This is a genomic window from Capnocytophaga cynodegmi DSM 19736 (genome assembly GCF_000379185.1).
Classification (GTDB): domain Bacteria; phylum Bacteroidota; class Bacteroidia; order Flavobacteriales; family Flavobacteriaceae; genus Capnocytophaga; species Capnocytophaga cynodegmi.
On sequence record NZ_KB900708.1, the window covers coordinates 35,909 to 61,373 of the forward strand.

Annotated in this window: 25 protein-coding genes; 7 read left to right on the forward strand and 18 right to left on the reverse strand. The window is 35.1% G+C overall.

The genetic code is table 11. The features are described 5' to 3' along the window. Positions 1-74 precede the first annotated feature (74 nt). On the forward strand, positions 75-2,012 hold the full coding sequence (locus YW9_RS0103770; protein ID WP_026193787.1) for a polysaccharide biosynthesis protein: 1,938 nt from the start codon (positions 75-77) through the stop codon (positions 2,010-2,012). 51 nt (positions 2,013-2,063) lie between these two features. On the opposite strand, the gene YW9_RS0103775 is transcribed toward YW9_RS0103770, so the two are convergent. From YW9_RS0103775 to YW9_RS0103810, 8 genes are all read right to left on the reverse strand, one after another. Then, positions 2,064-2,777 (reverse strand): 3'-5' exonuclease, encoded by a 714-nt coding sequence (locus YW9_RS0103775; RefSeq protein WP_018278855.1) that lies wholly within the window; start codon positions 2,775-2,777, stop codon positions 2,064-2,066. Next, a complete protein-coding gene (locus tag YW9_RS0103780) occupies positions 2,767-3,933 on the reverse strand; it encodes a serine hydrolase domain-containing protein (protein ID WP_018278856.1) in 1,167 nt (388 codons plus the stop codon). The genes YW9_RS0103775 and YW9_RS0103780 overlap by 11 nt, the downstream gene beginning before the upstream one ends. A 211-nt stretch (positions 3,934-4,144) precedes the next feature. After that, positions 4,145-5,782, reverse strand: a complete 1,638-nt coding sequence (groL, locus tag YW9_RS0103785) for a chaperonin GroEL (RefSeq protein ID WP_018278857.1) — start codon at positions 5,780-5,782, stop codon at positions 4,145-4,147. A 39-nt stretch (positions 5,783-5,821) separates the two neighbouring features. Then, complete coding sequence (locus YW9_RS0103790; protein ID WP_018278858.1) at positions 5,822-6,178, reverse strand: four helix bundle protein; 357 nt, start codon at positions 6,176-6,178, stop codon at positions 5,822-5,824. Between the two features lie 29 nt (positions 6,179-6,207). Beyond that, the gene (locus YW9_RS0103795) at positions 6,208-6,486 is read right to left on the reverse strand and encodes a co-chaperone GroES (RefSeq protein WP_018278859.1); all 279 of its coding nucleotides are present in this window, start codon (positions 6,484-6,486) and stop codon (positions 6,208-6,210) included. 203 nt (positions 6,487-6,689) lie between these two features. Next, positions 6,690-7,046 carry a preprotein translocase subunit SecG gene (secG, locus tag YW9_RS0103800; RefSeq protein WP_018278860.1) on the reverse strand — a complete coding sequence of 119 codons (357 nt, stop codon included), beginning with the start codon at positions 7,044-7,046 and terminating at the stop codon, positions 6,690-6,692. Positions 7,047-7,055: 9 nt separating this feature from the next. After that, positions 7,056-7,928, reverse strand: a complete 873-nt coding sequence (locus YW9_RS0103805; RefSeq protein WP_018278861.1) for a hypothetical protein — start codon at positions 7,926-7,928, stop codon at positions 7,056-7,058. Positions 7,929-7,932: 4 nt separating this feature from the next. Next, positions 7,933-8,424 carry an LptE family protein gene (locus tag YW9_RS0103810; RefSeq protein ID WP_018278862.1) on the reverse strand — a complete coding sequence of 164 codons (492 nt, stop codon included), beginning with the start codon at positions 8,422-8,424 and terminating at the stop codon, positions 7,933-7,935. Between the two features lie 129 nt (positions 8,425-8,553). Between YW9_RS0103810 and rplU the strand changes: the two genes are divergently transcribed. Then, positions 8,554-9,183, forward strand: coding sequence for a 50S ribosomal protein L21 (rplU, locus tag YW9_RS0103815; protein WP_018278863.1), 630 nt, complete (start codon positions 8,554-8,556; stop codon positions 9,181-9,183). 25 nt (positions 9,184-9,208) lie between these two features. Continuing rightward, positions 9,209-9,469: a 50S ribosomal protein L27 gene (rpmA, locus tag YW9_RS0103820; RefSeq protein ID WP_018278864.1), complete on the forward strand. Its 261-nt coding sequence runs from the start codon at positions 9,209-9,211 to the stop codon at positions 9,467-9,469. Positions 9,470-9,544: 75 nt separating this feature from the next. On the opposite strand, the gene YW9_RS0103825 is transcribed toward rpmA, so the two are convergent. The 7 genes from YW9_RS0103825 to YW9_RS0103855 form a co-directional block, all read right to left on the reverse strand. Continuing rightward, on the reverse strand, positions 9,545-9,883 hold the full coding sequence (locus tag YW9_RS0103825) for a DUF2149 domain-containing protein (protein WP_018278865.1): 339 nt from the start codon (positions 9,881-9,883) through the stop codon (positions 9,545-9,547). Beyond that, positions 9,880-10,479: a MotA/TolQ/ExbB proton channel family protein gene (locus tag YW9_RS0103830; protein WP_018278866.1), complete on the reverse strand. Its 600-nt coding sequence runs from the start codon at positions 10,477-10,479 to the stop codon at positions 9,880-9,882. The genes YW9_RS0103825 and YW9_RS0103830 overlap by 4 nt, the downstream gene beginning before the upstream one ends. Positions 10,480-10,503: 24 nt before the next feature. Continuing rightward, entirely contained in the window at positions 10,504-11,184 is a 681-nt protein-coding gene (locus YW9_RS0103835; protein WP_018278867.1) for a hypothetical protein, read from the reverse strand. A 53-nt stretch (positions 11,185-11,237) separates the two neighbouring features. Beyond that, on the reverse strand, positions 11,238-15,455 hold the full coding sequence (locus tag YW9_RS0103840) for a cobaltochelatase subunit CobN (protein WP_018278868.1): 4,218 nt from the start codon (positions 15,453-15,455) through the stop codon (positions 11,238-11,240). A gap of 28 nt (positions 15,456-15,483) precedes the next feature. Beyond that, positions 15,484-17,652, reverse strand: a complete 2,169-nt coding sequence (locus tag YW9_RS0103845; protein ID WP_018278869.1) for a TonB-dependent receptor — start codon at positions 17,650-17,652, stop codon at positions 15,484-15,486. Between the two features lie 71 nt (positions 17,653-17,723). Next, positions 17,724-18,356, reverse strand: coding sequence for an HmuY family protein (locus YW9_RS0103850; protein ID WP_018278870.1), 633 nt, complete (start codon positions 18,354-18,356; stop codon positions 17,724-17,726). A 4-nt stretch (positions 18,357-18,360) separates the two neighbouring features. After that, on the reverse strand, positions 18,361-19,002 hold the full coding sequence (locus YW9_RS0103855; RefSeq protein WP_018278871.1) for an HmuY family protein: 642 nt from the start codon (positions 19,000-19,002) through the stop codon (positions 18,361-18,363). Between the two features lie 207 nt (positions 19,003-19,209). On the opposite strand from YW9_RS0103855, the gene YW9_RS0103860 reads away from it, so the two are divergent. The 3 genes from YW9_RS0103860 to tsaB are packed head-to-tail and all read left to right on the forward strand — an operon-like array spanning position 19,210 to position 21,398. Further along, entirely contained in the window at positions 19,210-20,049 is an 840-nt protein-coding gene (locus tag YW9_RS0103860) for a hypothetical protein (protein WP_026193790.1), read from the forward strand. Further along, complete coding sequence (gene rsmI, locus YW9_RS0103865) at positions 20,049-20,726, forward strand: 16S rRNA (cytidine(1402)-2'-O)-methyltransferase (RefSeq protein ID WP_018278873.1); 678 nt, start codon at positions 20,049-20,051, stop codon at positions 20,724-20,726. Before YW9_RS0103860 ends, rsmI begins: the two co-directional genes overlap by 1 nt. 30 nt (positions 20,727-20,756) lie before the next feature. Continuing rightward, complete coding sequence (gene tsaB, locus YW9_RS0103870; RefSeq protein ID WP_018278874.1) at positions 20,757-21,398, forward strand: tRNA (adenosine(37)-N6)-threonylcarbamoyltransferase complex dimerization subunit type 1 TsaB; 642 nt, start codon at positions 20,757-20,759, stop codon at positions 21,396-21,398. Positions 21,399-21,412: 14 nt separating this feature from the next. On the opposite strand, the gene rlmN is transcribed toward tsaB, so the two are convergent. Further along, entirely contained in the window at positions 21,413-22,459 is a 1,047-nt protein-coding gene (rlmN, locus tag YW9_RS0103875) for a 23S rRNA (adenine(2503)-C(2))-methyltransferase RlmN (protein WP_026193791.1), read from the reverse strand. Between the two features lie 218 nt (positions 22,460-22,677). On the opposite strand from rlmN, the gene YW9_RS0103880 reads away from it, so the two are divergent. After that, a complete protein-coding gene (locus YW9_RS0103880) occupies positions 22,678-23,778 on the forward strand; it encodes an OmpA family protein (protein ID WP_018278876.1) in 1,101 nt (366 codons plus the stop codon). 59 nt (positions 23,779-23,837) lie between these two features. On the opposite strand, the gene YW9_RS0103885 is transcribed toward YW9_RS0103880, so the two are convergent. Together YW9_RS0103885 and YW9_RS0103890 are read right to left on the reverse strand one after the other, a co-directional pair. Then, the gene (locus tag YW9_RS0103885) at positions 23,838-24,818 is read right to left on the reverse strand and encodes a polyprenyl synthetase family protein (RefSeq protein WP_018278877.1); all 981 of its coding nucleotides are present in this window, start codon (positions 24,816-24,818) and stop codon (positions 23,838-23,840) included. A gap of 20 nt (positions 24,819-24,838) precedes the next feature. After that, a complete protein-coding gene (locus YW9_RS0103890; protein WP_018278878.1) occupies positions 24,839-25,288 on the reverse strand; it encodes a YhcH/YjgK/YiaL family protein in 450 nt (149 codons plus the stop codon). Between the last annotated feature and the right edge of the window lie 177 nt (positions 25,289-25,465).

A 25,465-nucleotide genomic window follows, 5' to 3' on the forward strand; every position in this document is an offset into this window, starting at 1 on the left:
ATATTTACTACTTAACCTAAATTATAAAACTTTTGCTCAGAGATTCTTTGCAAAAATAAAAATAATTGCTGATAATGAACAAAGTAACATATAATGAGCGTAATGTCATTGACTTATCTAGTCTCAGATATCTTCCCAGATGGTCTGTTCTAATTATTGATATTTTCCTAGCTGTCGTCTCTCTTTTCGTTTCTTTTTATCTATTAAACGGATTAGATGTAAAAAATAGTGATAACCTACCTCTTTATCAAAAGTATATTTTGATTATCGGAATAAATATCATATTCATGTTAATTTTCAGAACATACTCTGGTATAATTCGTCACTCTACATTTGCCGATTTGTTCAAAATTTTACTATCAAATGTATCAACAATATTTATCCTTTGGCTCATAAATGTAGCGAATATTATTGCGGTAGGAGAGGTATTGTTACCAAATATTCCTCTAATACTTTATTTTACAATTTCTTTTGTATTGATGTCGTTTTTCCGGTTGTTTGTCAAAGAAATTTTTCAGCAATTAAAAGAATTCAGAAGAAGTGCATTAAAGAAACGTATTCTTATATTAGGAATAGACGAGGAATCGATATCAATGGCAAAGGCAATTATGGGAAATCCAAAATTGCCCTATGATGTAGCTGGTTTCCTAACCCAAAGAACAGACTCCAACCACGCTGTACTTTTAGGTAAGGCTATCTATAGCAAGGACAAACTTATGAAATATCGTAAGGAGTATCTTGGTTTACATGGAATACTTATAAATAAAAATAACTTCTCTAAAGAAGAATTAAACCAATGGGTAAATTTCTTCTTGGAGAGAGGATTGGTAATTCTAAAAACTCCGTCTTTACAAAAATTACGTCCTGATGAAAATATCAAAATTCACCAAGTTCAAATTGAAGATTTGCTCAACAGAAAACCTATTGTAATCCAAAACGACGAAGTGAAAAAACGACACTTCCAAAAAAATGTATTGGTTACAGGAGGAGCTGGTTCTATCGGGAGTGAAATTGTGCGTCAGGTGGCTTCATTCAACCCTTCATTAGTTGTAGTTTTAGACCAAGCTGAAACCCCTTTGTATGATATTGAGCTGGAAATGAAAGAGAAATTCCCTAATACGAAATTTAAGTTCGTTTTAGCAGATATCTCGAACAAAGAACGTATAGAAAGTGTTTTTATGGAACATGATTTTTCTATGGTATACCACGCGGCAGCTTACAAACACGTTCCTTTGATAGAAGAAAACCCTCACGAGGCTATTTTAGTAAACATTCAAGGAAGTAAAAACTTAGCATTACTTTCCAGCAAATACAAAATAAATCGTTTTGTAATGGTTTCTACCGATAAGGCTGTAAACCCCACAAACGTTATGGGAGCCTCAAAACGGACCGCTGAACTTTTCGTACAAGCACTTCAAAATGAAGAAGGTAACGCTACTAAGTTCATCACAACTCGTTTCGGAAACGTATTAGGTTCTAATGGTTCAGTAATCCCTCACTTCAGAAAACAGATTGAAAAAGGAGGTCCCGTAACCATAACACATCCTGATATTGTTCGCTATTTTATGACTATTCCAGAAGCTTGTGAGTTGGTTCTTCAGGCGGGAACGATGGGTAAAGGAGGAGAAATTTTCGTGTTTGATATGGGAGAACCTGTTAAAATCCTCAATTTAGCTACCCGTATGATAAAATTATCTGGTTATGAACCAAATGTAGATATAAAAATTGTTTACACAGGACTAAGACCAGGTGAAAAACTTTATGAAGAACTTTTAAGTGATGACACAAGAACACTTCCTACTCACCACGAGAAAATAATGGTGTCTAAAGATCCGACAATGGCTTTTAAAGAAATTGATGCCTTATCAAACAAAATTAGTGCAGCTGCCAAGTTAGGCGACAAAATTGAGGTGGTTCGTATTCTGAAAGAAATAGTTAAAGAATTTAAGAGTAATAATTCAATCTTTGAGATTTTGGACAGAAACCAAGAACAAATTAAAGAACATTCATAAAAAATTAAAATAAAAAAATCGCAAATTTTTTAAATTTGCGATTTTTTTATTTTACACGAACAAAATCTCGTCTTCTGTTAGTAATGCTTCTCCTCGAAAACGCAGAAATACCTGAGCAACAGTTACAGTATCTTTCTCACAATAGGTAACAATTCTGTCTATATTTTTCTCTTTGTAAAAAACATCTCTGACTTGGCTTCCGTCAATATCATCCTTAGGTGAAGGAATTCCTAAAACGTGTGTCAATAATTTCAATGAAGTAAAATGCTTATAATCCCCAAACTTCCACATCTCCAACGTATCTAAATGTGGAACTTCCCAAGGTTTTTTACCAAATAATTGCAATTTTTGGGGAATACGTATATTATTGATTATCATACGCCTTGTGATATACGGAAAATCAAACTCTTTGCCATTATGAGCACACAATAACTTATTACTGCTTGAGAAATATTGTTCAATAAGACGGGAAAAATCTTTCAGAATCTTTACTTCATCGCCAAAAAAAGAAGTCACCCGAAAAGTTCGTTGTTCATAGCGAAACGAAAAATAGCCTACTGAAATACAAACTATTCTCCCAAATTCAGCCCAGATTCCTGCTCGGTCATAAAATTCCTCAGCAGTAAAATCTTCTTTTCGCTGATACTTGGTCTTTTCTTCCCATAATTCTTGTTCAGCTTGTGAAAGTTCTTGATAATCTTCAGATAAAGGAACCGTTTCAATATCTAGAAATAGAATATCTTCCAAATTGATTTTATTGAGCATTATTTTCCAACATTTTATAAGTTTCGTCAATATATCCATAGATATCCTCAGTGAAAGGATCTCCTCCCTCCTCTTCTACCCCCTTCAAATGTCCAAGCCTAACAATCATAATGTTATCTTCTGGCTGAACTATAACATACTGCCCCAAATGTCCTCGCATCATAAAAAACTTTTTGCTATTATGAGTCAAAAGCCACATTCCATATCCGTATTCTGGACTTTCGGGAAATCGAGGTTGAATGGATTTAGCTACGAAGGCAGAGTCTAAAACCTGCTGTCCATTCCATTTTCCATAATCACGATAAAGTTTACCAAGCCGAGCAAAATCACGAGCATTGGAAGCTATACAACAATAAGCTTTTTCCATCCCATTCGTTTCACTATCAACCTGCCAAAGAGCATCACTCTCCGACCCTAACGGCTTCCAAATCGATTGTGATAAATAATCGGAAAGCGTTTTGCCTGTTGCTTTTTCAATAACCATTGCCAATAGTTGTGTGTTGCCACTTTGATAAACATATCTTTTTCCTGGCTCTTCAACAATTTTCATTCGCCCCATAACTTCCCGAAGATTCGTATCAAAATAAGCCTGCGTGGTGATTGAAAACGGACTGTAATACGACTCATCCCAATCAGAACCTGAAGCCATTGAAGCCAAATCACCCACAGTAAGTTTTGAAGCTAATCCTTCTGAAAACTCAGGAAGATAATCACTTACAGGCTGTTCCAAACTTTTTATATATCCATCATAAATAGATTTTCCAAGTAAAGCAGAAACATATGATTTTGCCATTGAGAAGGAATTACTTTTTGATTTTTCAGAATACCCATCAAAGTATTGCTCGTGCCAAATACTATCATTTTTAAGAATAAGAAATGCCACAGACTCGTACTTTTTATGCAAATTTTCTAAATCTTTTGTGGGTTTCGTCTTGTTGCAATCCTTACGTAACGCCCAAGGTTGTGATTCTGCTCCCTTATTGACGGTTCTGTTATCAAACTTCTCGTAATCAGACAGAAAGGCTGTCTTATGTCCTGAACCATAGATAACATAAACTGCTTTGAGAATATATCCGTACCCGCTTATATAAATACCCCCAACAACCAATAACAATATTACAATCAACCCTATAAAAAATCTTTTGAAATATCTCATAACTTTAACGATTAAAATGCCTTTCCAAAAGTACAAATATTATTTTAAAAATCAATTTTTTATACAATTTTCATACTTCAAATTACAGCTGACTTAAATTTCTTTAATAAAAATCTACTTCTATTTACTACGAAAAATATAGAAACAGAAAAGCCACCTATTTGCATAAGTGGCTTCTCTTGTAGAAAATTTATTTTGATTATGATTTTATTTACATCATTCCAGGCATTCCTCCACCCATTGGTGGCATTCCTGCTCCTGCTTTCTCATCTTTTATATCAACCAAAGCACATTCAGTTGTCAAAATCATTCCTGCTACAGAAGCTGCATTTTCCAACGCTACACGAGTTACTTTTTTAGGATCAATGATTCCAGCTTTGAACATATCGCTATACTGACCTGTTTTTGCATTGTAACCAAATGTATCTTTTGAAGCTTCTAAAACTCTGGCAACAATCACAGAACCCTCTACACCAGCATTTTCCACAATCGTTCTCAATGGAGCCTCCAACGATTTTGCTACTATTTGGATTCCTGTTGCTTCATCTGCATTCACAGGTTTAAGTTTTGCTAAAACAGATTTTGCACGAAGCAAAGCAATTCCTCCACCAGCTACGATACCTTCTTCAACAGCGGCACGAGTTGCGTGAAGAGCATCATCAACGCGGTCTTTTTTCTCTTTCATCTCTACTTCCGAAGCAGCTCCAACGTAAAGAACAGCCACACCTCCAGAAAGTTTTGCTAAACGCTCTTGCAATTTTTCACGGTCATAATCAGAAGTTGTTACTTCAATTTGAGCTTTAATCTGATTTACACGAGCTTTTATTTGTTCAGCATCACCAGCTCCATTTACAACAGTTGTATTATCCTTGTCGATAGAAACTTTTTCTGCTGTACCAAGCATATCAATGGTTGCATTCTCAAGAGTAAATCCTCTTTCTTCAGCGATAACTGTTCCTCCTGTTAAGATAGCGATATCTTCCAACATTGCTTTTCTTCTGTCACCAAATCCAGGAGCTTTTACAGCAGCAATGCGAAGTGTTCCTCTCAATTTATTAACCACCAATGTAGCTAAAGCTTCTCCATCAATATCTTCTGCAATGATTAACAACGGCTTACCTGATTGAGCAACTGGCTCTAACACAGGAAGTAAGTCTTTCATTGTAGAGATTTTCTTATCGTACAATAAAATGTAAGGTCTATCTAATTCAGCAACCATTTTCTCTGAATCTGTCACAAAGTAAGGAGATAAATACCCTCTATCGAACTGCATTCCTTCCACCACATCTACGTAAGTGTCAGTACCTTTAGCCTCTTCAACAGTGATAACGCCTTCTTTTCCTACTTTTTCGAAAGCAGCGGCAATCAATTCACCGATAGTATCGTCGTTATTTGCTGAAATAGAAGCTACTTGACGGATTTTCTCAGAAGAAGAACCAACTTCTTTTGCTTGTTTCGCTAAATTTTCAACGATTTTTGTAACCGCTTTGTCAATTCCGCGTTTCAAATCCATCGGGTTTGCACCAGCAGCAACGTTTTTCAAACCTTCTTTAACGATGGCTTGAGCCAAAACAGTGGCAGTAGTAGTTCCGTCACCTGCCAAATCATTGGTTTTTGAAGCAACTTCTTTTACCATTTGAGCTCCCATATTTTCAAGAGCATCTTCTAGCTCAACTTCTTTTGCTACAGTTACACCATCTTTGGTAATATGAGGAGAACCAAATGATTTACTGATAATTACATTTCTTCCTTTCGGACCTAAAGTAACTTTCACTGCGTTTGCTAATGCATCAACGCCACGTTTTAAGCCTTCACGAGCTTCTATATCAAATTTTATTTCTTTTGCCATTTTTATTTCTTTGCTTTATGCAATAAGCTTTAAGCTAACTTATTGCGGATTGATTTTTTGTTTTAAATTGAAGATTTTACTCTTAATTTGATTGATGTTTTTTAACAAACTCTCAGAAGTTTCTGCATCAATAAATTGTAAGTCTGTTGAAAGAATAACCAGATACTCTGCTTCAGAAGCAGAACCTAGAGCAATGTTCAAAAAGTGAGAAAACTCTTTATCAGAACTTCTTCCACATCCTTCACTAATATTTGTAGGGATTGAGGTAACAGCTCTACGCAATTGAGATGTTATATTAAATAGTTCATCTTTCGGAAAATTCTTAGAAATTTTGTAAACTTCCAATACTAACTTATGACTCAATTGCCAAACATCATATTTTTTGAATTCTCTCATTGCTTACAGCCTATCGCCTATAGCTCTTCTTAGATGACAGCTAACACATCATTCTCTCTCATAATAAGATAATCTTTTCCTTCTAATTTAAGTTCAGTTCCTGCGTATTTCCCATAAAGAACTACATCTCCTACTTTCAAGGTAATAGGATTGTCTTTTGTTCCTGCTCCTACTGCAACCACGGTACCTTTTTGTGGTTTTTCTTTTGCGGTGTCAGGAATGATGATACCTGATGCCGTAGTGGTCTCAGCTACAGCAGGTTCAATTAGTACTCTGTCTGCCAAAGGCTTAATTTTCACTTTTGCCATATTTTATGTTTTTATTGAATTTATAATTTACTAAAAAATTTCAATACATTGTAAGTATTCAAAAATCTTCTTCAGAACAACTCAGAAAGTGTGCCAAACAAAGAAAACTGACACTATGTCATACTTTTATTTTAAACAAAAAAGAGAATTGAAAATACATATAATACTCAATTCTCAATTTTTTAATTCCAGCCGCTCAACCTTTATTGTGCAGTGTTTGAAGTTGTCCCAGGTTGTTGAGCCTCATTTGTAGAAACTGGCGTGTTTAAAACATCTGTTTGCACAGGAGTTCCATCTAATAATTTTGAGTCAGAACCTGTCGTTGTATTTGATTGCAACAAAGTGTTAGCCACCAAAATCAACACTGCCAAAAGGGTAGCAAATGTCCAAGTACTACGCTCCAAGAAATCTCCTGTCTTTTTAACTCCTCCCACAACTTGCGTATTTCCTCCAAAAGAAGAAGAAAGACCACCTCCTTTAGGATTTTGAACCATTATAACCAAAGCAAGTAGCAGACACACCACTACAATAAGGATTAAAAAAATATTGAATGTTGTCATTTAAATAAATTATTTTTGTTGTTGTAAATTTTTTATTTCTTGTATTTGGGATGCAAAGTAAGCACTTTTTTCTGGATTTTTCAAAATTAATATTTCATAAGCCTGAATTGCTTGTTTATATTTCTTCTGATTCACATAAACTTGAGCCAACGTTTCGGTCATTAATTGGCGTGGGTCTGTTTTAACTTCATTAGCCAAATTTACATTTGAAGAATAATCTTTTACAGGCTCAATTTTAGGATTAGTCTCCAGAAATTTATCTATCAAATGAAATTTTTTAGCCACATTATCATCTTTATATTCAGAAGATTGCATACTTTTATCTTCAGAAATACTCTTCAGCCATTCCGAAATAGAATCCAGCCTGTCACCTAATGCGTTTTTGCCTTGTACCCTTTCTGTTTCAGGTGTTACATCGTCCATTTCCTCCTTATAAACAAGGATAGATTCTATATCTCCCTGACGAATAAATTTTTCTGAAAAAATATCTTCATCAAAAATAGATTTAGGCACTTGTGGAATGGTAAAAGGCTCTGGAGGCAGATATTCTACATTGACAATTTCTGCATTTTCTTTTGCTTCTTGCCGTTGTACTGCTTTTTTAATTTCGTTCAAATCTTGCTTCAGAGCTGAAATATCAGGTACAACCGCTTTTGAATGTATAAATTCATACAAAACAGAGCGATCCAAAACGTGAGCAGCAGCAAGTTTTAAAGCCTTGTTGTAACGGTAATTTCCTTCAGAATGAAGCACTTTGAGCTGTAATACGCGAGCAGCCTGAAAGTAGGGATACTCCTTCACGATATGGTCTAATTCGTGTGCTTGTTCCTCTCCTATTACATAAGGATTTTTTAGTATTTCAACAAACTCTTTTACCGTCATTCTTTTACCAATCAGCCAACGATGCGTTAAAAATATCTTGAGTGATTCGTTCAAAAATCTCAGGAATTGCTGTACCTTTCACCGAACTTAATTGTGATGTACCAGGATAATCGTAGTAGAAAGAAAAACGCTTTTCAAAATCCTTATTTTCTTCCACGTTATTGGTAAAACGTACATTCACTGCTATAGTAAGCCGATTCTGAGCTGCCGTCTGTTGTGCCGTAGCCGTCATTGGTGTAATATTAAATTCTACAATTTCCCCTTCATACACCAAATCCCCATTCCTATCTGTTAAAGACAAATTTGTTTGATTGTTAATCAAATCTTGTAATGCAATGGTAAAATCTCTGTCCAAACCAGGCTCAACCAAAGGGGCATCGTTACGAAAAAAGTTAACTTGAAATGTTTTTGCATCTCCAGTACTTCCTCCAGTAAAGTTATAAACTCCACATCCTGTTATTGTTAGAACTATAAACAAGAAAAAAAAATTCTTCATAGTAGCTTAAAAATAAGTTTCGCAAGATAATTATTTTTTTTGAAATAGCAAAATTAATAAAAAGAACTTTGACATTTGAAAAAAAAGAGTTACTTTTGCACCCAATTTTAACATTTTAAACAACAAGCTATGTACGCAATTGTAGAGATAGCAGGGCAACAATTTAAAGTTTCAAAAGACCAAAAAGTGTTTGTTCATCGTTTGCAAAACCAAGAAGGAGAGAAAGTTGCATTTAATAACGTTCTGCTTTTGGACAACAATGGAACAATCACAGTAGGCGCCCCAGCTATAGATGGTGCTTCAGTTGAAGCAAAGGTAGTAAAACACCTAAAAGGAGATAAAGTTATTGTCTTCAAAAAGAAAAGACGTAAAGGGTACAAAGTTAAAAATGGTCACAGACAGTATTTGACTGAAATCCTTATTGAAAACATCATCGCATCAGGAGCTGCTGTTAAACCAGCAAAAACTGAGAAAAAAGAGGAAAAACCTTCAAAATCAGTAAAAGCTGATGATTTGAAAAAAATTGAAGGAATTGGACCGAAAGCATCAGAAGCCCTTGTAGCCGCTGGTGTAGACACATTTGCTAAATTAGCCAAAAAGTCAGCAGAAGAAATCAAAACAATTTTGGCAGAAGCAAGTTCAACATTAGCTCATTTAGACCCACAAACTTGGGCTGCACAAGCTCAATTAGCTGCCGATGGCAAATGGGACGAATTGAAAAAATGGCAAGATGAGCTTAATGGTGGTATCGTAAAATAATTTTAAAACTTAAAAATTAAAGAAAATGGCTCACAAGAAAGGTGTCGGTAGTTCGAAGAACGGAAGGGAATCTCACTCTAAACGCTTAGGAGTGAAAATTTACGGTGGACAAGCTGCTATAGCTGGTAACATCATCGTAAGACAAAGAGGAACTCAACACAATGCAGGAGAAAATGTGTATGTAGGTAAAGACCACACACTACACGCTAAAATTGATGGTATTGTTAAGTTTGAGAAAAAGAAAAATAATAAATCATACGTTTCAATTGTTCCTTTTGAAGCATAGTTATTATTTAAAATAAAATTAAAAAGGCTTGGAATGGTTTATTCCAAGCCTTTTTTACATTTATCTGACGGCGAACTACTCTGGAAGATAGATAATGTCTCCATTTTCCAATTGATAAGCTGTTCCGATGCGTTTGCCCCGTTTTTGAGAATCATTATCCGTATTTGAAGGGACGTATTTATGTATCTTTTTGCCTTCTCGAGTAATAATTTCCATATTATCTTTACCTGGATTTTTGACAATGGTAAAATCTTCATTAGTAAACATTTCTGTCATATTCATATTCATCACCATTGCAACCATTAATGCCACTGCAAAAACCATTGCAACGTCAAAAAGATTGGCAATAACACTAAGAGGGTCGCTTTCTTCTTTATTTTTTGCTAAAAGTGAGATACGTCTGTTTGACTTCATTGGGTAATATTTTGGTTTCGGATTTGTGAAATGTAATACAAGTTATTAGACTCCTGAGTGTACCATCGCTGTTTAATTTGCTGAGTAACAACCCCTACTATACTAATTACTAGTCCCACAACAGTTGTCGCAAATACAATTTGCATATTGTAAGCCATACTTGAAATATCTCCTGATGACAATCCTACCAACGCAGGACTCATTGCAATAAGCGTTCCGATAAGCCCAAGAATAGGACCTACTTTAGCTAAAATTTTTGAAGATGTAATATCTTTATCCGCATCAATTTCAAAATTTGTAATGAGAAAATCTGTATATGCAGCATCTGGTTTATGTGACAACATATCCCTTAAATAACGAATATACAGGGAATTATCCGTATCAGGAAGCAATTTTTTTATATTTTCAATTGTATCGGGAGTACTGGTTTTAATAGCCTCACTCAATAGTTTATCATTCTTCTGTCTATTAATAAATCGATTGTAGAAGCTCCCTACCATAAGTAGCGATTTTATAAATAAATACAGCAAGGCAATAATATCAGGGATAAGCAAACTATTTGATACCCAAAATAATATCTTCGAAATAATTTCCATCTTTTAATTATATTTTATTATTTTCTATTTGTTAAAATACCTCCATTTGATTCGATTTACGAAAAATCCGATTAAGAAAATCACCACAAAAAGAACAAAAGTAAATAGGTGCTCTTTATAATTAATAAACTGATTTTTAGAAACATAAACAATCTTTCCGTTAGCTGTAGTTACCAAACCTAATACCGCAACCAACAGGCTAACAAGAAATAACATTTCCAAACGGATATCTTTCTCTGGCAATAACCATCGGATAAGATAACTCATCGTAAAAATACCTACAACAAGCCCTAAAGCCACAAAAATTGCAATTATTAAAAAATCCGTTCCTGTAAAGTAAAACATTGATTGTGTAGCGATATAAAATGACATTGGAAAAATTAATAATCCCGAATAGACCTCCAATACTAAAAACTTTTTACTCTTTTGAGAAACATATAAATCTTTGATGGATAGAAAACAAAAACCAGCATACAACATTGATTCAATGGTTATTATCACAGCCATTGTACTTAGTACATTTGTATCCTCAAGCCACCATTTTAGTTCTGTTTGCGATTGTTCGGTAGCTATCGGATACACACACATAACAAAAAGACCAACCAAAACAGAAAAGATTAATCGGTATTTGGCTTTCCAAAAGCTGATTTTCAATATCGTACTAAGAGCTATACTTACCAATAAAACTGAAATAAGAATTTCCATCGCATATTTAATTATATCTATCTATTAATCAAATAAATATAAAACATTCATACTCATCTTCGCTTTCTTCTCCTGATGAAAAAGACAATTGTAATAAATGCAACAACAACTCCAACTCCTACCCAAAGCCCATCAAGTTTTACTTTTTCTTTCTCTTCAGATAGCTCTTCTTTACGCAATACTTTGCCTTCTTTACGCTCTATATCCGTTGTGGCATTTTTGGTTTGTTCAATTTGTTTACGATATGCAACAGATTGTTCTTGAGACGCTTGACTCTCTATATACTTCTGCAATTTAACATTTTCGCCACTAAAACCAGAAGGCTCTAATCCAAAGCGTTCTACAAATTCCAAATATTTATCAATTAGCGATTTAAGCTGAATATCTGTTGGTTTCCAAAATCCCTTACGAGAAGTTTCTATCATTATAGCTGTAATTTCTTGCATTGCAGCTGGATTCTCTTTTTCAAAGAAAGCTTGAACTCCTAAGTTTTCTTTATCAAGAACATACAAGTCGTGAACCTGATTCCAGAAAGCATCATCAATAATTTCAGAACGAGTAGCTTCCCACCCAAAAGCATTTGTCACCAATTCGGTAATGCCTTCGGCGCTGGTTTTCCCTCCTTTAAGAACATCTTTGATGTATTTGGGATTGAAGATAGTTGCTCGTGACTCAACACCCACAGCTTCTTTAAGTTCTTGCATTCGCATACGATTATGATTGCGATAGTCGGCCAGATAGGCATCAGGGTCTTTACCTGTAACTTTCTTGATTGCAGTATTCATTCCGCCCATAAATTCAAAAACGTGGTCAAGGCTTAATGCTCCCCAAACATTACTTTGCCGAGGTTGTATCAGTACATCTGTATTTTGTAAAGAAGCTTCAAACAAAGCTGCTTTGTGTTCACCCCATTCTTTTTCAAGACCATAGGTAGCTCCCATATTGTTAATATACACTTCAGCAATGTCGTTTTGTGACTCCCATTTATCCCCAGAAAGCATCAGTTCTTTGGTTCCTGTACTATAACCTCCTCCAAGTCCTCCAAAAATGCGTTGCTTTGACAATTCACGAGCTTCCTTAGGAGAAATTCCTTTGTCCACAAGTGTTTTTTCTATATCTTGGCTTCCTTTACTAACGTAATTTTCATACTCTTTATCAGAAGCTGAAGACGCTAAATCTATAGCCCGTGTGAGTAAAAACAACCGTGAGGCTGCTAAATCACGAAACTGACCTGAAGTTTGTACTACTATATCTATACGAGGTCTTTTAAGTTTGTCTGAAGGAATAAGCTGAAGGTCAGTAATTCTCCCAAAACTATCACGCGTAGGCTCAACCCCTAACATATACATTGCTTGGGCAATCGACACTCCTTCAGTTTCAATAAATTCACTACTCCAGAACGTGTAAGCTATCTTCTGTGGATATTTCCCGTGTTTATTGAAATACGTATCTATGGTGTGCTGAGCCAAGGCAACTCCTCTATCCCAAGCCAATTCGGTAGGAGTGATTTCCGCATTGATAGAATAGAGATTACGTCCTGTGGGAATGGCACGTGGGTTTGCAATAAGATCTCCACCAGAAGAAGGAGAAACGTAACCTCCTTTCATTGCATTGAACAGCGATTGAAACTCTAAATCAGGGCTTTGCAACAAACTTTGCTGATACTTAACAATATTATTGATTGTTCTATCTATTTCTACAATAGCCCTTGCACGTTCTTTTTCCTCTTTCGTGTAAGCAGGCTTTTTATTTTTTTGCTGCATTTCTGCCATATTCATATCAGAAGGCTTTTTACTTTTCAGGCTATCTGGAACAGATATTTTTTCACGAGCAGAATCAGGTTTTTGTTGCTTTTCTTTATTTGTTTTTCCTTCGGTATTCGGATTATTTTTTTTACCTGCACCTACCATAAAAGGCATTTTCACGGGAGTAAGAATTTGCTTTGCTTTTTCAATTTCTTCTACAGAAATATTAGCAAACGAAGCTGTTAATTCATAAGAAATCTGTTTCCCTGTTAAAATCTGGCGAATTAAATCTTTAGCAGGATTCAAATACTTCTGTGTGAAAAACACTTGACTTTTGAGTTCCTTATCTGATACTTTTCCACTTTGCTTTTCGAGATTGGCTAAACTATAAGCTATTGGGTCAGCTCCCATAGCGATTACAGTGGAAATTATTTTATCTTGGGTGTAGGGTTCTCCTGTTGTGTAGAGTATTCCATTGATTTTTTCAGTTGATATTTCTTCAGCAAAATTGTCCAACTTTAGTATATCTTCTTCAGTGTATGGAACAGAACGCACACTATCCAAGCGTAAATCGCGATGTAAACCCATATCAACGGCTATCTTCTTTACCAACAACGAAGCCTGTTTTTTTTCACTGTCAGGAGCTTTGAAATAGTTGCGAATATAATCTTGTAACTTACTGAATTTGTTACGCATATCTGTTTCTGTGAAAGGCGGAGTTAAATATGATAACGTTGTAGCGTACGAACGACGTTTCGCCATCATACTCTCACCAATGTTTGCAATGGTATAATAATAGAAATGTGGCGTGGTTCCTACGAACACATCACTCCAATCCTCTCCACATAATGCAACTTGCTTTCCTGATGTAAATTCAAGACTTCCGTGTGTGCCAAAATGTAGTAAAGCATCAGGCTTGAAAGTATTTTGAACCCAAAAATAACTTCCTAAATAAGCGTGTGTGGGCGGTTCATCAACTCCGTGAGCCATTGTAAAATCGTCCTTACCTAAAGCAACAGCAGGTTGTGGAAGAATAACCACATTGCCTAATGTAATTTGTGCAACCGCCAGATAATCTATCTCATTTTGATTTACAAACATATAACCCCTTTTAGGAGGTCCGTAAGTATTTATTACATTATCATAAGCAGGTTTTGTTAAAGATTTCTGTAGCCATTTTTCATATTCCGAAGTTTCAATGAGTGCAGGATTGCCTTCTCTGATAAACTTTTCAAAAACACCAAAGGCTTTATCGGGAATAATGCTACCGCTTCTATCCAAAAGAGCTTCAAATTCTTTGACATTTTCAGGAAGGTTTTCCACTTTAAATCCTTCTGCTTTCATACGTTTAAGCAAATTATAGAGAGACGCCCCCGCTTCCAATCCCTGACCTGCCAAAGCGTGTGAACCTATGCCTTTAAAGTAGTAAATGGCGACTTTCTTTTCAGAAGTAGGAATCGTTTTCAACCGAATGAAATTCTGAACAACTTGGGTAAACTTTTCAAGCCGGTCTGGAATGGTTTTGAAAGTAAAAAATCCTTTATCATTCTTTTCTTGAGCAATAATCACATACGGATAAATAGCACCATCAAGTTCAGGCATTACTATGGTCTGCCCCATAAAACCTCCGAACATACCCATCTTATCTTTAAGCCAGTCTTCTTCAAGTTGCAAAATTGATATAGGTGTAAAAATGGGAATATTTCTTTGTTGCAGATAATCAACGAAAACATCTCCATTCGTCATAGAAAGCCTTCCGTGAGGGAAATAAATAACTGCATCTGGATTGATTTGCTGCAAAAATTCCAATCGCTTATCGAAAGAAAAGATAGGGTACACATTATTTCCTTTGTTTTCAAATGAATGTATAATGTTACTAATGTATTCTCTATCACCACCAAAAGGAGAATGAATCCCTGAAATTATAGCGATTTTGGGAGCATTTTCCTTGTACCAATTATTATCTTTCAAATATTGTTCAAACGAAGAAACATCGGGAAAATCAAGGGTTTCATCAATATGGAAAAGCACATCTTTTTTTCCTACTGAAGGAACTTCAGGAGCAGTGACAAACATTTTTTTCTGGTCTATCGACTGGCGAATGTATCTTCCCAAATTTTGGTAATTCTTCTTATCGCCACTATCCAAATAATCAGTTACATTTCTGAGATGGAGCGAATCCAAACTGCTAATTTTATTCTCAGGTGAGGTAACCACAAAGAAGTGTGTGGGAACTTTTTGGGATATCTTGACAAACTTTTCCCGTTGTTCCTCATTAATTTTAAGTCCCATACCCCAAGTTAGTACAAAATCATAATCTTTAAGGTTATCAATTTCATCAACTGATACGGATTCATACTTTATAAAGTCGTCGGTATTAGACAAAGCAATATTCGATGCCTGAAACGACGGAAAATTCACTAAAGCAATCCGAGTTGGAGCAATCCATTTCTTCCAACCAACAAAGCCTATTGTTACGACAAACAAAACTATTAAGCTGATTAAAACGATTTTTTTAGCTTTCATTATAAATATTTTTATTGATTATCTTTTGCTAAATCGACCATTTCAGCCCAACAAAATACGTTCTACCTGGCGAAATGCTCGAATAAAAACTTGCCGTTTTAGTTACATAATCAAACAGATTGTTAATCCCCGCATTGAGCGTAAAATAATACGGCAAACGAATGGAAGTTTGTAATCGCCATATCACATAACTTTCATAAGGTATGTAAAAACTTCTGTCATCATTATCAATATCGTATAATTTAGATGAGCTTACATATTTTCCACTTAGGATAACGTTGGGAACATATTTTGCATCTGCTTTCGGAATATATTCAGCTTTAAAAGTGAATGTATGAGGTCGGTTAGTTGATTTTCTCTTTTCTATATCATAGTAAGAATACGAACCTTTGATTCGCAACGACTTACTCAATCGGTATGTTGCGGAAAGCTCGGAACCAATAATGCGAGTTTTTCCACTAAAGTTGGTATATTGAATCGTGTCTCGGGAGCTATTCCAGTCATTATCAATTTTATCCTTCATTACAGAAACTTGCGTCATTGCAGTTATATTCCATTTTTTAGTATTGTAATCTACTGAAAAATTAATGTTGTTATTACTTTCAGGTTTTAGATTTTTATTTCCCATTATCTGAAAACCTCCTCCCCAAGGATGAAACCAATTGGTATACAACTCCTTAAGAGTAGGCGAACGAAACCCAGTGGAATATCCTAACCTGAATGTTAAATCCTTTACTTTGTACATTCCTGAAAGGCGATACGTAAAATGTTCTTTGAAAAATGAATGATAATCCATACGAAGACCCGCAACTAAAGTAAAACTTGGGCTAACAATCCAATCCTGTTGTGCAAATAGCGTATAACTTTTGGCACTTTCCATAGCTTCTGTTCCTTTGCTATTAAATCGGAAACTGAGTAATTTATCTGAAAAAATTTCTCCTCCAGCTACGAAAGTATGTTCGTTCCTTATGGCTTGATTATATTGAGCTGCAACTCGCCAGATTGTATTTTCGTAATTTTTCTCTCTTTCGTTGAGCAATCTGTAATAATTTGATTTTTCATATTGGTCAAAAGCTCCTGACAAACTGAGTGTTTTATTTTCAGTGAACGAAAAATCTGTTTTTGCTCCCATTGTGTAATTGTGGTAATGGTCACGTACTTTTTCGGCTGCTTGTGTTCCACTGTTTCTTTCACTAAAATAATAACTTGGTGTAAGTTCAAAAGTCATTTTCTGTGGCACAACATTAAATTTCAGCTTTGGCGATACACCATAATTAGTAAATCCAGCGACATTCATCTGAGAAAGCTCAGACTCTTTAACACTTCCGTCATTGTAGATTCTTCTCAAAGGATTTGTATCTTTCAGAATATAAGGTTCTCTTTGTTTATAAAAAGAAGCTACACCCAAACTTCCCCATTTCTGTCTGGTTCCTACTGAAAAGTTAATTTTGTGATCCTGACTTGTATCATAAAGATAATTCGCGGAAATATCGATAGGATTTCGAGCCTCTTTAGTAATAATATTTATCACTCCCCCCAAAGCATTTGAACCATACAACGAAGAGGAAGCTCCTTTGATAATTTCAATTCGTTCAATATTATCAAGGTCAATGCGGTCATAATCAATATTATCAAAAGTTTCACCAGCCATTCGTTCTCCATTCATCAGAAAAAGAACGTATTTTCCGCCAAATCCCATCATATTGATATTGGGCATTCCACCATCGTATGTAAAATTAATTCCTGAAAATTCAGTTTCTAAAAAATTCTGAAAATCGGTAGCTTGTGATTTTCTAATTTCTTCAGAAGTAATCACTTGAACCGTAATAGGCACATTTTTAAGATTTTTGGGAGTACGAGTAGCTGTAACAATAACCTCATCTATTTCGATATCTTTATCCTTACAAATGGAAAGTGTGAGGTTACTTGTTTTTTCTGTCAAATGAATTGAAGCAAAAGCACCCTTGAAGCCATCTTTGGTTATATAAAGAATATACTTCCCTTTGGGCATATTGTGAAAAACAAAATTTCCGTTTTTATCAGACACGGCTTTTCTGTCAACATTTTGTATTTCTACAAAAACATTTGAAACCCCCTTATTAGTTTGACAATCCATTATTTTTCCTGAAATAGAATATTGTCCAAACAAATTGGTTATAAATAAAGAAGATAGAAGTGATAAATAAATTAATTTCATCGTGTTAGCTATAAATATAAGGGCGGAAAAATTCTCCCGCCCTGTGCAGACTTTTACTTCATAAATTTGAATTAAAATTTTCCGTCCTGACTTGTTACATATCTGAAAGTCAAATAACCTGCCTTTGCCTTATCATTGTAAAAATCCGTAACTTGAATTTTTGCAAAATTCCCATTAGCAGTTTTAATTACATACACTCGCTTGGTTGGTGCATACACACTAGGCCAAGTGCCTAAATTGGAAGGAGAAAGACTCACAAAGCCTGTTTTTGTTTCAAATCCACCTGACATTAAAGCAGAAAATGTATCTTCTTTGCTCACTAAATTAGGATAATTCCCATAGCTCATTGTGCCTTGTGTATCCTTAACATATTCCGTAGTTGGAGCTTCTTTTACTGCATCAAATTCTTTATTTTCAACCAAAACGACCTCTGCTTTTCCTTTTCCTGATTCGCCTCCGTTAGTTTTCACATAATATTCAAAGAAAGCGATATCCCAATCAGTACCTTCCTTCGGATTCGTAACCTGAACAACAGTCCCTTTTTCAAAAGAAAAATACGTCCATTCTTTTGAGGTAGTAACATCTAAATTTTTTATTTCTGTTAATTTAGTTTCTTTTTCTTCTTTTTTGCTAACCTCATCTTTTTGGCAAGATATTAATGCACCTGTAGCTGCCAGAATTGCTGTAATAAAAAATCTTTTCATTGCATTAAAATTTTCCGTCAGTACTATATTTGTAGGTAAAAGTCAGAAAACCAGATTTGTCGGTTTTGCTGTGATTATATCCCGTTAGTTGAATCTTAGCAAACTTACCATCAGCAGTTTTAACAACATAAACCCATTTCGTAATTTCTTGTGTGGGTGTAGTTGCTGGAGGAACAGGTGGAGCATAATTCCACCATCCTTTGGCTTCTTTCACCATTACTGTTCCTGTAATAACAGAATTGACTGAAATGGTAACAGGCTCTTGACCAGGACGTGGAGAACTTACCACTTCTGTATCTACCACGTAACCCTCTGTAGGCGATTCTTTTACTGAATCAAATTCCTTAGTGTTCGTATTTACCACCCCTGCTTGTCCTTTACCTGAAGTTCCTCCATTAGTCTTAATATTATAGCGATTGAAAGCTATATCCCACGAAAGGTCTGTAGCGGGTTCAGTAATAGGCACTTCACTTCCTTTTGAAAAAGAAAAATACACCCAAGCATCTGACTTAGAAGCATCTAAATCCTTAACTTCCTTATTACCATTATTAACAATTGGCGGTTCTATTGGCTTGTTCTCATCTTTATTACAAGCTCCAAACACGAATGCTCCCATCAAAAGAGCTGATAAAATATATTTATTCATACTAAATAAAAATTAAAATTTCAAAGGCAAAGATATTATTTTTATTTAGAACAAACAAAAATAATGATGTTTTTTACACTTAATGAATGTAATATATTACAAAAACCCTTTACGAATCTACCTTTTTTATAGATTTCACAGATGAATTTTCGTTTTTAAAATAATATTTTATACCTTTGGAGCCTATTTACTATTATGTTTGAGATTATGAAAAAGCAACTAGAAAAAGAATTACAGGAATTAGCACAAAATATTATCTCAACAAAAGATAATTTGGATCTGCCTGACTTAAAAAAAGAATTGGAAAAACTATTGGAAAAGGTTTCAATTTTAAATTTTGTAGAGAAATATTACAACTCTGTTGGCTCCTCGGAAGACCGTTTACAATACACAATGAAGAAAGTTGCAGATTTCATAGAAGAGGAACAAGATGAAAACGACATCTTCAACCTCCCTGTTGAAACAACTAAAGTGCAGAAAATCGTTCTGTCTCAAACAGAAAAAACACCTACTGATACAGAAAAAAAAGAAGAAAGCCACGCAGTAAAAACAAGTTATACTTCTACTGAGTCACATAAAACATCTGCTTACAAGGCTTATCAGGATATCGTTCAAAAGGCACACGCTAACCAAGAAGCAGAAAATCAACACACTCATAATGAGCCTGTTGCTGAAGCATATAAAGAATCAGAGGCAAAACAAGGAAACAAAGGTCAGTCTCTAGAGGATTTCATCTCTCAAACACAACATCCTGTATTTGAGAAAAAAGAGGAAGCAGAGACCACAAAAACTTCTTCATTAAATGACCATCTCGGAAAAACTGCTCAAATTGGGTTGAATGACAGACTTGCGTTTATTCGTCAATTATTTTTCGGAAGTGAAAGTGAATACAACGCTGTAGTTCAACACATTAATGACTTACAAAGCGTAGAGGAAATTGCACTTTACATAGAGCAAGAAATAAAGCCTATCTATAATCACTGGAGAGGAAAAGAAGATTACGAGGAGCGATTTTTAGGTTTAATGCTTAAACGGTTTGAAGTTTAATGGGTAAAATCTACCTCATCCCTACTCCTATTGGAAATCTGGAAGACATCACTATCAGAGCTTTACGTATTTTAAAGGAAGTTGATTTTATACTTGCAGAAGACACTCGAACAAGTGCTAAACTCCTAAAACACTACGAGATTTCCACACCAATGCAAAGTTATCATATGCACAATGAGCATCAAGTGGTTGGGCATTGGGTGCAACGAATTATAAGTGGAGAAAACATCGGTTTAATCACAGATGCTGGAACACCAGCTATTTCCGACCCTGGCTTTCTGCTTGTTAGAGAGTGTGTTGAAAAAGGTGTTGATATAGAATGCCTTCCTGGAGCTACAGCTTTTGTCCCCGCGTTGGTGAATAGTGCTTTGCCGAATGACCGCTTTGTTTTTGAAGGCTTTCTGCCAGACAAAAAAGGGAGACAAACCCGCTTATCCTCTCTTGCTGATGAGAAGAAAACAATGATTTTTTATGTTTCTCCTCATAAATTGCTCAAAACTATTTCCGACTTTATTTCCGTTTTTGGAAAAGAAAGAAGAGCTTCTATCTCTCGGGAAATCACAAAAATACACGAAGAAACGCAGCGAGGAACTCTTGAAGAATTATCACAATATTACGAAAAAAAAACACCCAAAGGCGAAATTGTAATGGTTATTGAAGGAAAAACAAAAAAATAATTCTTCCGAAACATTTTCAAAATTGACTTTATGACGAAAATTCTTTGTATAGAAACCTCTGGCTTAAATTGTTCCGTAGCAATTTCAAAAGATAGCACTCTTCTGGCTGAAAGAACCGAAAACAAAGGGAAATTCACACACGCTGAAAGTTTGCACGTTTTCATAAATGAAGTAGTCGGTTTAGCGGGGATTTCTCTCAGTGAAATTGATGCTATCGCTGTAAGCGGAGGACCTGGCTCCTACACAGGCTTACGAATTGGTATTTCGACAGCTAAAGGATTATGTTTCGCCTTAAATAAACCATTAATTGCCATCTCAACACTTCAAATTTTAGCTTCACAAGTAACAGATAATGAAATCATTATCCCTATGATAGATGCTCGACGTATGGAAGTGTATAGTGCTGTTTTTGACAGAAATTTCAATGAAATTGAAAAAACTGAAGCCAAAATTCTGGATAAGAATAGCTACGCAGAGTGGCTCTCAAAAGGAAAAGTAATTTTTTTAGGTGATGGTGTAGATAAATTTTCGGAAATCTGTGACAATCCAAACGCAGTTTTTGTAAAAAACGCCTACCCTCAAGCAAGAGATATGATTATACACGCTCTTGAAAAATTTAAAAACAAAACTTTTGAAGATATTGCTTACTTTGAGCCAAACTATCTGAAATAATTGATTACTATCTTTTAGTTCTTGACTTTTTTGTTTGCCAGTTGCCCACACGCAGCGTCAATATCTTTTCCTCTTGATTTTCTAACTGTTACAGTAATCCCTGCTTCTTCCAGCATATTTTGATACATTTCAATAGCTGCACTATCCGCTTGAGCAAAACCATCTTCCCCAATTGGGTTGTATTCTATAAGATTTACTTTTGAAGGAGCAAAACGACAGAATTTTATCAACGCTTCTACATCTTTCTTCTTATCATTGATATCTTTCCAAACCACATATTCATAAGTGATTCTGTTCTTTGTCTTTTTGTACCAGTATTCCAAAGCTTCACGAAGTTCGGTTAACGGAAATTTTTCATTAAAGGGCATAATAGATGTTCGCACTTGGTCTATAGCAGAATGCAATGACACAGCAAGTTTAAACTTAACATCATCATCAGCCATTTTTTTTATTAATTTCGGAATTCCTGAAGTTGAGACTGTTATACGTTTAGGAGACATTCCTAACCCCTCTTCTGAAGTAATTTTCTCAATAGCAGCCAGTACGTTGTTGTAATTCATTAAAGGCTCTCCCATACCCATAAAAACAATGTTGGAAAGCGGTCTGTTAAAGAACATACGACTTTGACTATCAATCACTTTTACTTGGTCAAAAATTTCATCAGGAAGCAGATTTCGCATACGTTTCAAACGAGCTGTAGCACAGAAAGTACAATTCAAACTACACCCAACTTGACTTGATACACAAGCAGTTGTTCGTGTTTCAGTAGGGATTAAAACAGATTCAACTAATAATCCATCGTGCAGTCGAACCGCATTTTTGATTGTTCCATCAGAGCTGCGTTGCATCATATCAACCTCAATATGTTTGATAACAAAATTATTATCAAGCATCTCTCTAGTTTTTTTTGGTAAATTGGTCATTTCATCAAAGGAGTGCAACCCTTTGCTCCAAAGCCAATCATATACCTGATCTCCACGGAAAGCTTTGTCTCCGTTCGTTTCAAAAAACTCACGCAACTCACTTTTACTTAATGCTCGTATGTCCTTCTTTTCCTGCATAGGTGCAAAGGTAGTAAATAATTGATAAGCAGCAAACATATCTTTTTTCTTTGCAAAAACACAATTCAACTCATCTTCGAATTTTCTTTTACAAACAAATTCTTAACATAATTCCTCTCAACATATATAAAAAAAGCCAAAGTATTGTTAATTTTTTTTAGATGTGATATTAATTTGTATTTTTGCTAATGTTTTAAACCAATAATTATTTTTTTCATATGAAAAAGACAACCCTGAGCTTAATTGCTATTTTATCGGTTGGTGGGTATGTGTGTGCCCAAGATTTACCAGCAAACCCTGCCCCAGGAAAGTGCTACGTTAAATGTATCACAAAGGATGAATTCCGCGAAGAAACAGAAACTATCGAAATTTCTCCTGCGTACAGCAAATTAGAGGTAGTTCCTGCTAAGTACAAAACCATTGAAGAACGTGTTCTTGTAAAAGAAGCAAGCAAAAAGTTGGTTTACGTACCTGCTGTTTATGAAACAGTCGATGTCCCTTACGAGAAAAAAGAACAAGGAAGTATTTTGAAAGTTGTTCCTGCTGCTTTTGGAAATGATGTAAAAACTATTGAAGTATTCCCTAAAACTTCAGGGTGGGAATACAAACATCTTGACAATTGTCCTTCAATTAATAAAGACGCTTGTGTTACTGCGTGTTTTGTTGAAAGACCAGCTCGTTTTGAAAGTGTTAACATCGTTACATTAACAAAAGATGCTCACACAACTGAGAGTGAAATCCCTGCTGTATCAGCAAACTTCAAACGTCAGGTAATCAAAACTCCTGCTCGTGTTGAAGAAATTGAAATTCCTGCTGAATACGCCACTATCAAACGTGAAGTAATTGATTCACCAGCAACAACTCGCAAAGTAGAAGTTCCTGCTGAACACAAAACCATAACTAAACAAGTTTTAGTTAAACAAGGAGGTGTTACTGTTTGGGAAGAGGTTGATTGTAAGTTATTAGAACCTACTTTGTTGCCTATTCTTTATGAGTACAATAGTGCTAAGTTAACAAAAGCTTCTGAAAAAGTTATTGATGATATGTTATTACCTTTGTTAAGAGGAAAAAACACAAGTGTAGAGATTATGTCACACACAGACTCAAGAGGAAACGACCAATACAATATGTCTCTTTCTCAACAGAGAGCAAATGCTGTTGTTAACTACTTAGCTAACAAAGGTATTCAACGTTCAAGAATGATCGCAAAAGGATACGGAGAATCTCGTTTGATTAACAGATGTGCTAACGGAGTTCAATGTTCAGAAGAAGAGCATCACAAAAACCGAAGAACAGAGTTTAGAATTCTTGGAGAATAGTTAAAATTGAATTCAAAAATAAAAAGAGCCTGAATTTTAGGCTCTTTTTATTTGTATAATTATATCTTTCGGTCAATAACATAATTCACCATCAGTATTAGTGCGTTCTTATACTCCGAATCAGGAAATTCAGCAAGAATTTTCAAAGCTTTTTGTTGAAATTCACGCATTTTTCCCTGAGCGTAAGCAAGTCCATTCTTTTCTTTCACCAAATTGATAACTTCCCGAACGCGTTTTTTGTCTTTATTATGATTTTTAATAGAATTTATTATCCATTTTCTCTCTTTTTCCGTACAAGTATTCAATGTGTAGATAAGAGGAAGCGTCATTTTTTGTTCTTTAATATCAATTCCTGTTGGTTTACCGATACTTTCTTCTGTGTAATCAAACAAATCGTCCTTGATTTGGAAAGCCATTCCGATATATTCTCCAAAAAGACGCATTTTTTCGATAGTCTCCTCATCATCTGGAATTACAGAACACGCACCCATAGCACAACAGGCAGCAATCAATGTAGCTGTTTTCTGACGAATAATTTCATAATAAACGGACTCAACAATATCCAACCTACGAGCTTTTTCTATTTGCAAAAGCTCTCCTTCACTCATTTCACGAACCGCAACCGAAATTATTCTAAGCAAATCAAAATCAGAGTTATCAATTGAAAGCAACAATCCTTTGGAAAGCAGATAATCACCAACCAAAACGGCTATTTTGTTTTTCCACAAAGCATTTATCGAAAAAAATCCACGACGTTTATTACTATCATCAACCACATCATCGTGAACCAAAGTTGCCGTATGAATAAGCTCAATTACAGAGGCTCCACGATATGTACGTTCTTCCACATTACCACCAGAAACCATTTTCGCCACCAAAAACACAAACATCGGACGCATTTGTTTGCCTTTTCTATTAACAATGTAATACGTAATCCGATTAAGTAATGCCACTCGAGAGGACATTGAATCGCGGAATTTCTGCTCAAAAAGCTCCATCTCTTGGCGGATAGGTTCCTTTATTTGTGAAATAACTTTCATATCCTTATGCTTAAAGCCTTTTATTCCACACTGATTTTCACTACCATTTTCCGAATTTTACCTTCGCCAATAATCGGGGCGTGAGCATCTTCAGGATATACAATCGCAAATTGATTGGGTTTTAGCGTAATGTAAGTTGTTGGTTTATCTTCGTAAAGTCCATAATCATTTTCCTCATCAAAAGCTTTTTTTTCCTGTTTGCAATCAGCCAAATTCTTCCAGCCGATAGTTTCTTCACCAGAAAGAAGAATATGAATATCCAAATACTTCCTATGATACTCAAGTACTTGATTTTCTTTAGAAAGGCATTCAGGTTCTGAATTAATTATAAAAACTTTATCGCCATCTATTTCTATTTTCCCCAGTTCTGCGTTTAACAAATCATGACTTTTCACATACTGAAAAACCTTCGGAAAAGCAGAGTGCAAACCCTCATAACGGCTACTTTGGCTTAAATCGGACAGAATCATTATTTTCTTTATTTTTAGTGCTTTGCAAATGTATTGAAAAAATCAGCGAAAACAAAAATAATATCCAAATTTGTTGATTCTAAATTTATTATAATCTTTGGAAAAGATTCCATTTCACTACTTGCAAAAACAACAATCAATTCATATTCATTCTAAATTTATATTTAAAAATAAAAT

Bases quoted from the DNA above. Each gene is read 5' to 3' on its own strand.
- YW9_RS0103770 (WP_026193787.1), top strand. From the start codon at position 75: ATGAACAAAGTAACATATAATGAGCGTAATGTCATTGACTTATCTAGT.
- YW9_RS0103775 (WP_018278855.1), bottom strand. From the start codon at position 2,777: ATGCTCAATAAAATCAATTTGGAAGATATTCTATTTCTAGATATTGAA.
- YW9_RS0103780 (WP_018278856.1), bottom strand. From the start codon at position 3,933: ATGAGATATTTCAAAAGATTTTTTATAGGGTTGATTGTAATATTGTTA.
- groL (WP_018278857.1), bottom strand. From the start codon at position 5,782: ATGGCAAAAGAAATAAAATTTGATATAGAAGCTCGTGAAGGCTTAAAA.
- YW9_RS0103790 (WP_018278858.1), bottom strand. From the start codon at position 6,178: ATGAGAGAATTCAAAAAATATGATGTTTGGCAATTGAGTCATAAGTTA.
- YW9_RS0103795 (WP_018278859.1), bottom strand. From the start codon at position 6,486: ATGGCAAAAGTGAAAATTAAGCCTTTGGCAGACAGAGTACTAATTGAA.
- secG (WP_018278860.1), bottom strand. From the start codon at position 7,046: ATGACAACATTCAATATTTTTTTAATCCTTATTGTAGTGGTGTGTCTG.
- YW9_RS0103805 (WP_018278861.1), bottom strand. From the start codon at position 7,928: ATGACGGTAAAAGAGTTTGTTGAAATACTAAAAAATCCTTATGTAATA.
- YW9_RS0103810 (WP_018278862.1), bottom strand. From the start codon at position 8,424: ATGAAGAATTTTTTTTTCTTGTTTATAGTTCTAACAATAACAGGATGT.
- rplU (WP_018278863.1), top strand. From the start codon at position 8,554: ATGTACGCAATTGTAGAGATAGCAGGGCAACAATTTAAAGTTTCAAAA.
- rpmA (WP_018278864.1), top strand. From the start codon at position 9,209: ATGGCTCACAAGAAAGGTGTCGGTAGTTCGAAGAACGGAAGGGAATCT.
- YW9_RS0103825 (WP_018278865.1), bottom strand. From the start codon at position 9,883: ATGAAGTCAAACAGACGTATCTCACTTTTAGCAAAAAATAAAGAAGAA.
- YW9_RS0103830 (WP_018278866.1), bottom strand. From the start codon at position 10,479: ATGGAAATTATTTCGAAGATATTATTTTGGGTATCAAATAGTTTGCTT.
- YW9_RS0103835 (WP_018278867.1), bottom strand. From the start codon at position 11,184: ATGGAAATTCTTATTTCAGTTTTATTGGTAAGTATAGCTCTTAGTACG.
- YW9_RS0103840 (WP_018278868.1), bottom strand. From the start codon at position 15,455: ATGAAAGCTAAAAAAATCGTTTTAATCAGCTTAATAGTTTTGTTTGTC.
- YW9_RS0103845 (WP_018278869.1), bottom strand. From the start codon at position 17,652: ATGAAATTAATTTATTTATCACTTCTATCTTCTTTATTTATAACCAAT.
- YW9_RS0103850 (WP_018278870.1), bottom strand. From the start codon at position 18,356: ATGAAAAGATTTTTTATTACAGCAATTCTGGCAGCTACAGGTGCATTA.
- YW9_RS0103855 (WP_018278871.1), bottom strand. From the start codon at position 19,002: ATGAATAAATATATTTTATCAGCTCTTTTGATGGGAGCATTCGTGTTT.
- YW9_RS0103860 (WP_026193790.1), top strand. From the start codon at position 19,210: ATGAAAAAGCAACTAGAAAAAGAATTACAGGAATTAGCACAAAATATT.
- rsmI (WP_018278873.1), top strand. From the start codon at position 20,049: ATGGGTAAAATCTACCTCATCCCTACTCCTATTGGAAATCTGGAAGAC.
- tsaB (WP_018278874.1), top strand. From the start codon at position 20,757: ATGACGAAAATTCTTTGTATAGAAACCTCTGGCTTAAATTGTTCCGTA.
- rlmN (WP_026193791.1), bottom strand. From the start codon at position 22,459: ATGCAGGAAAAGAAGGACATACGAGCATTAAGTAAAAGTGAGTTGCGT.
- YW9_RS0103880 (WP_018278876.1), top strand. From the start codon at position 22,678: ATGAAAAAGACAACCCTGAGCTTAATTGCTATTTTATCGGTTGGTGGG.
- YW9_RS0103885 (WP_018278877.1), bottom strand. From the start codon at position 24,818: ATGAAAGTTATTTCACAAATAAAGGAACCTATCCGCCAAGAGATGGAG.
- YW9_RS0103890 (WP_018278878.1), bottom strand. From the start codon at position 25,288: ATGATTCTGTCCGATTTAAGCCAAAGTAGCCGTTATGAGGGTTTGCAC.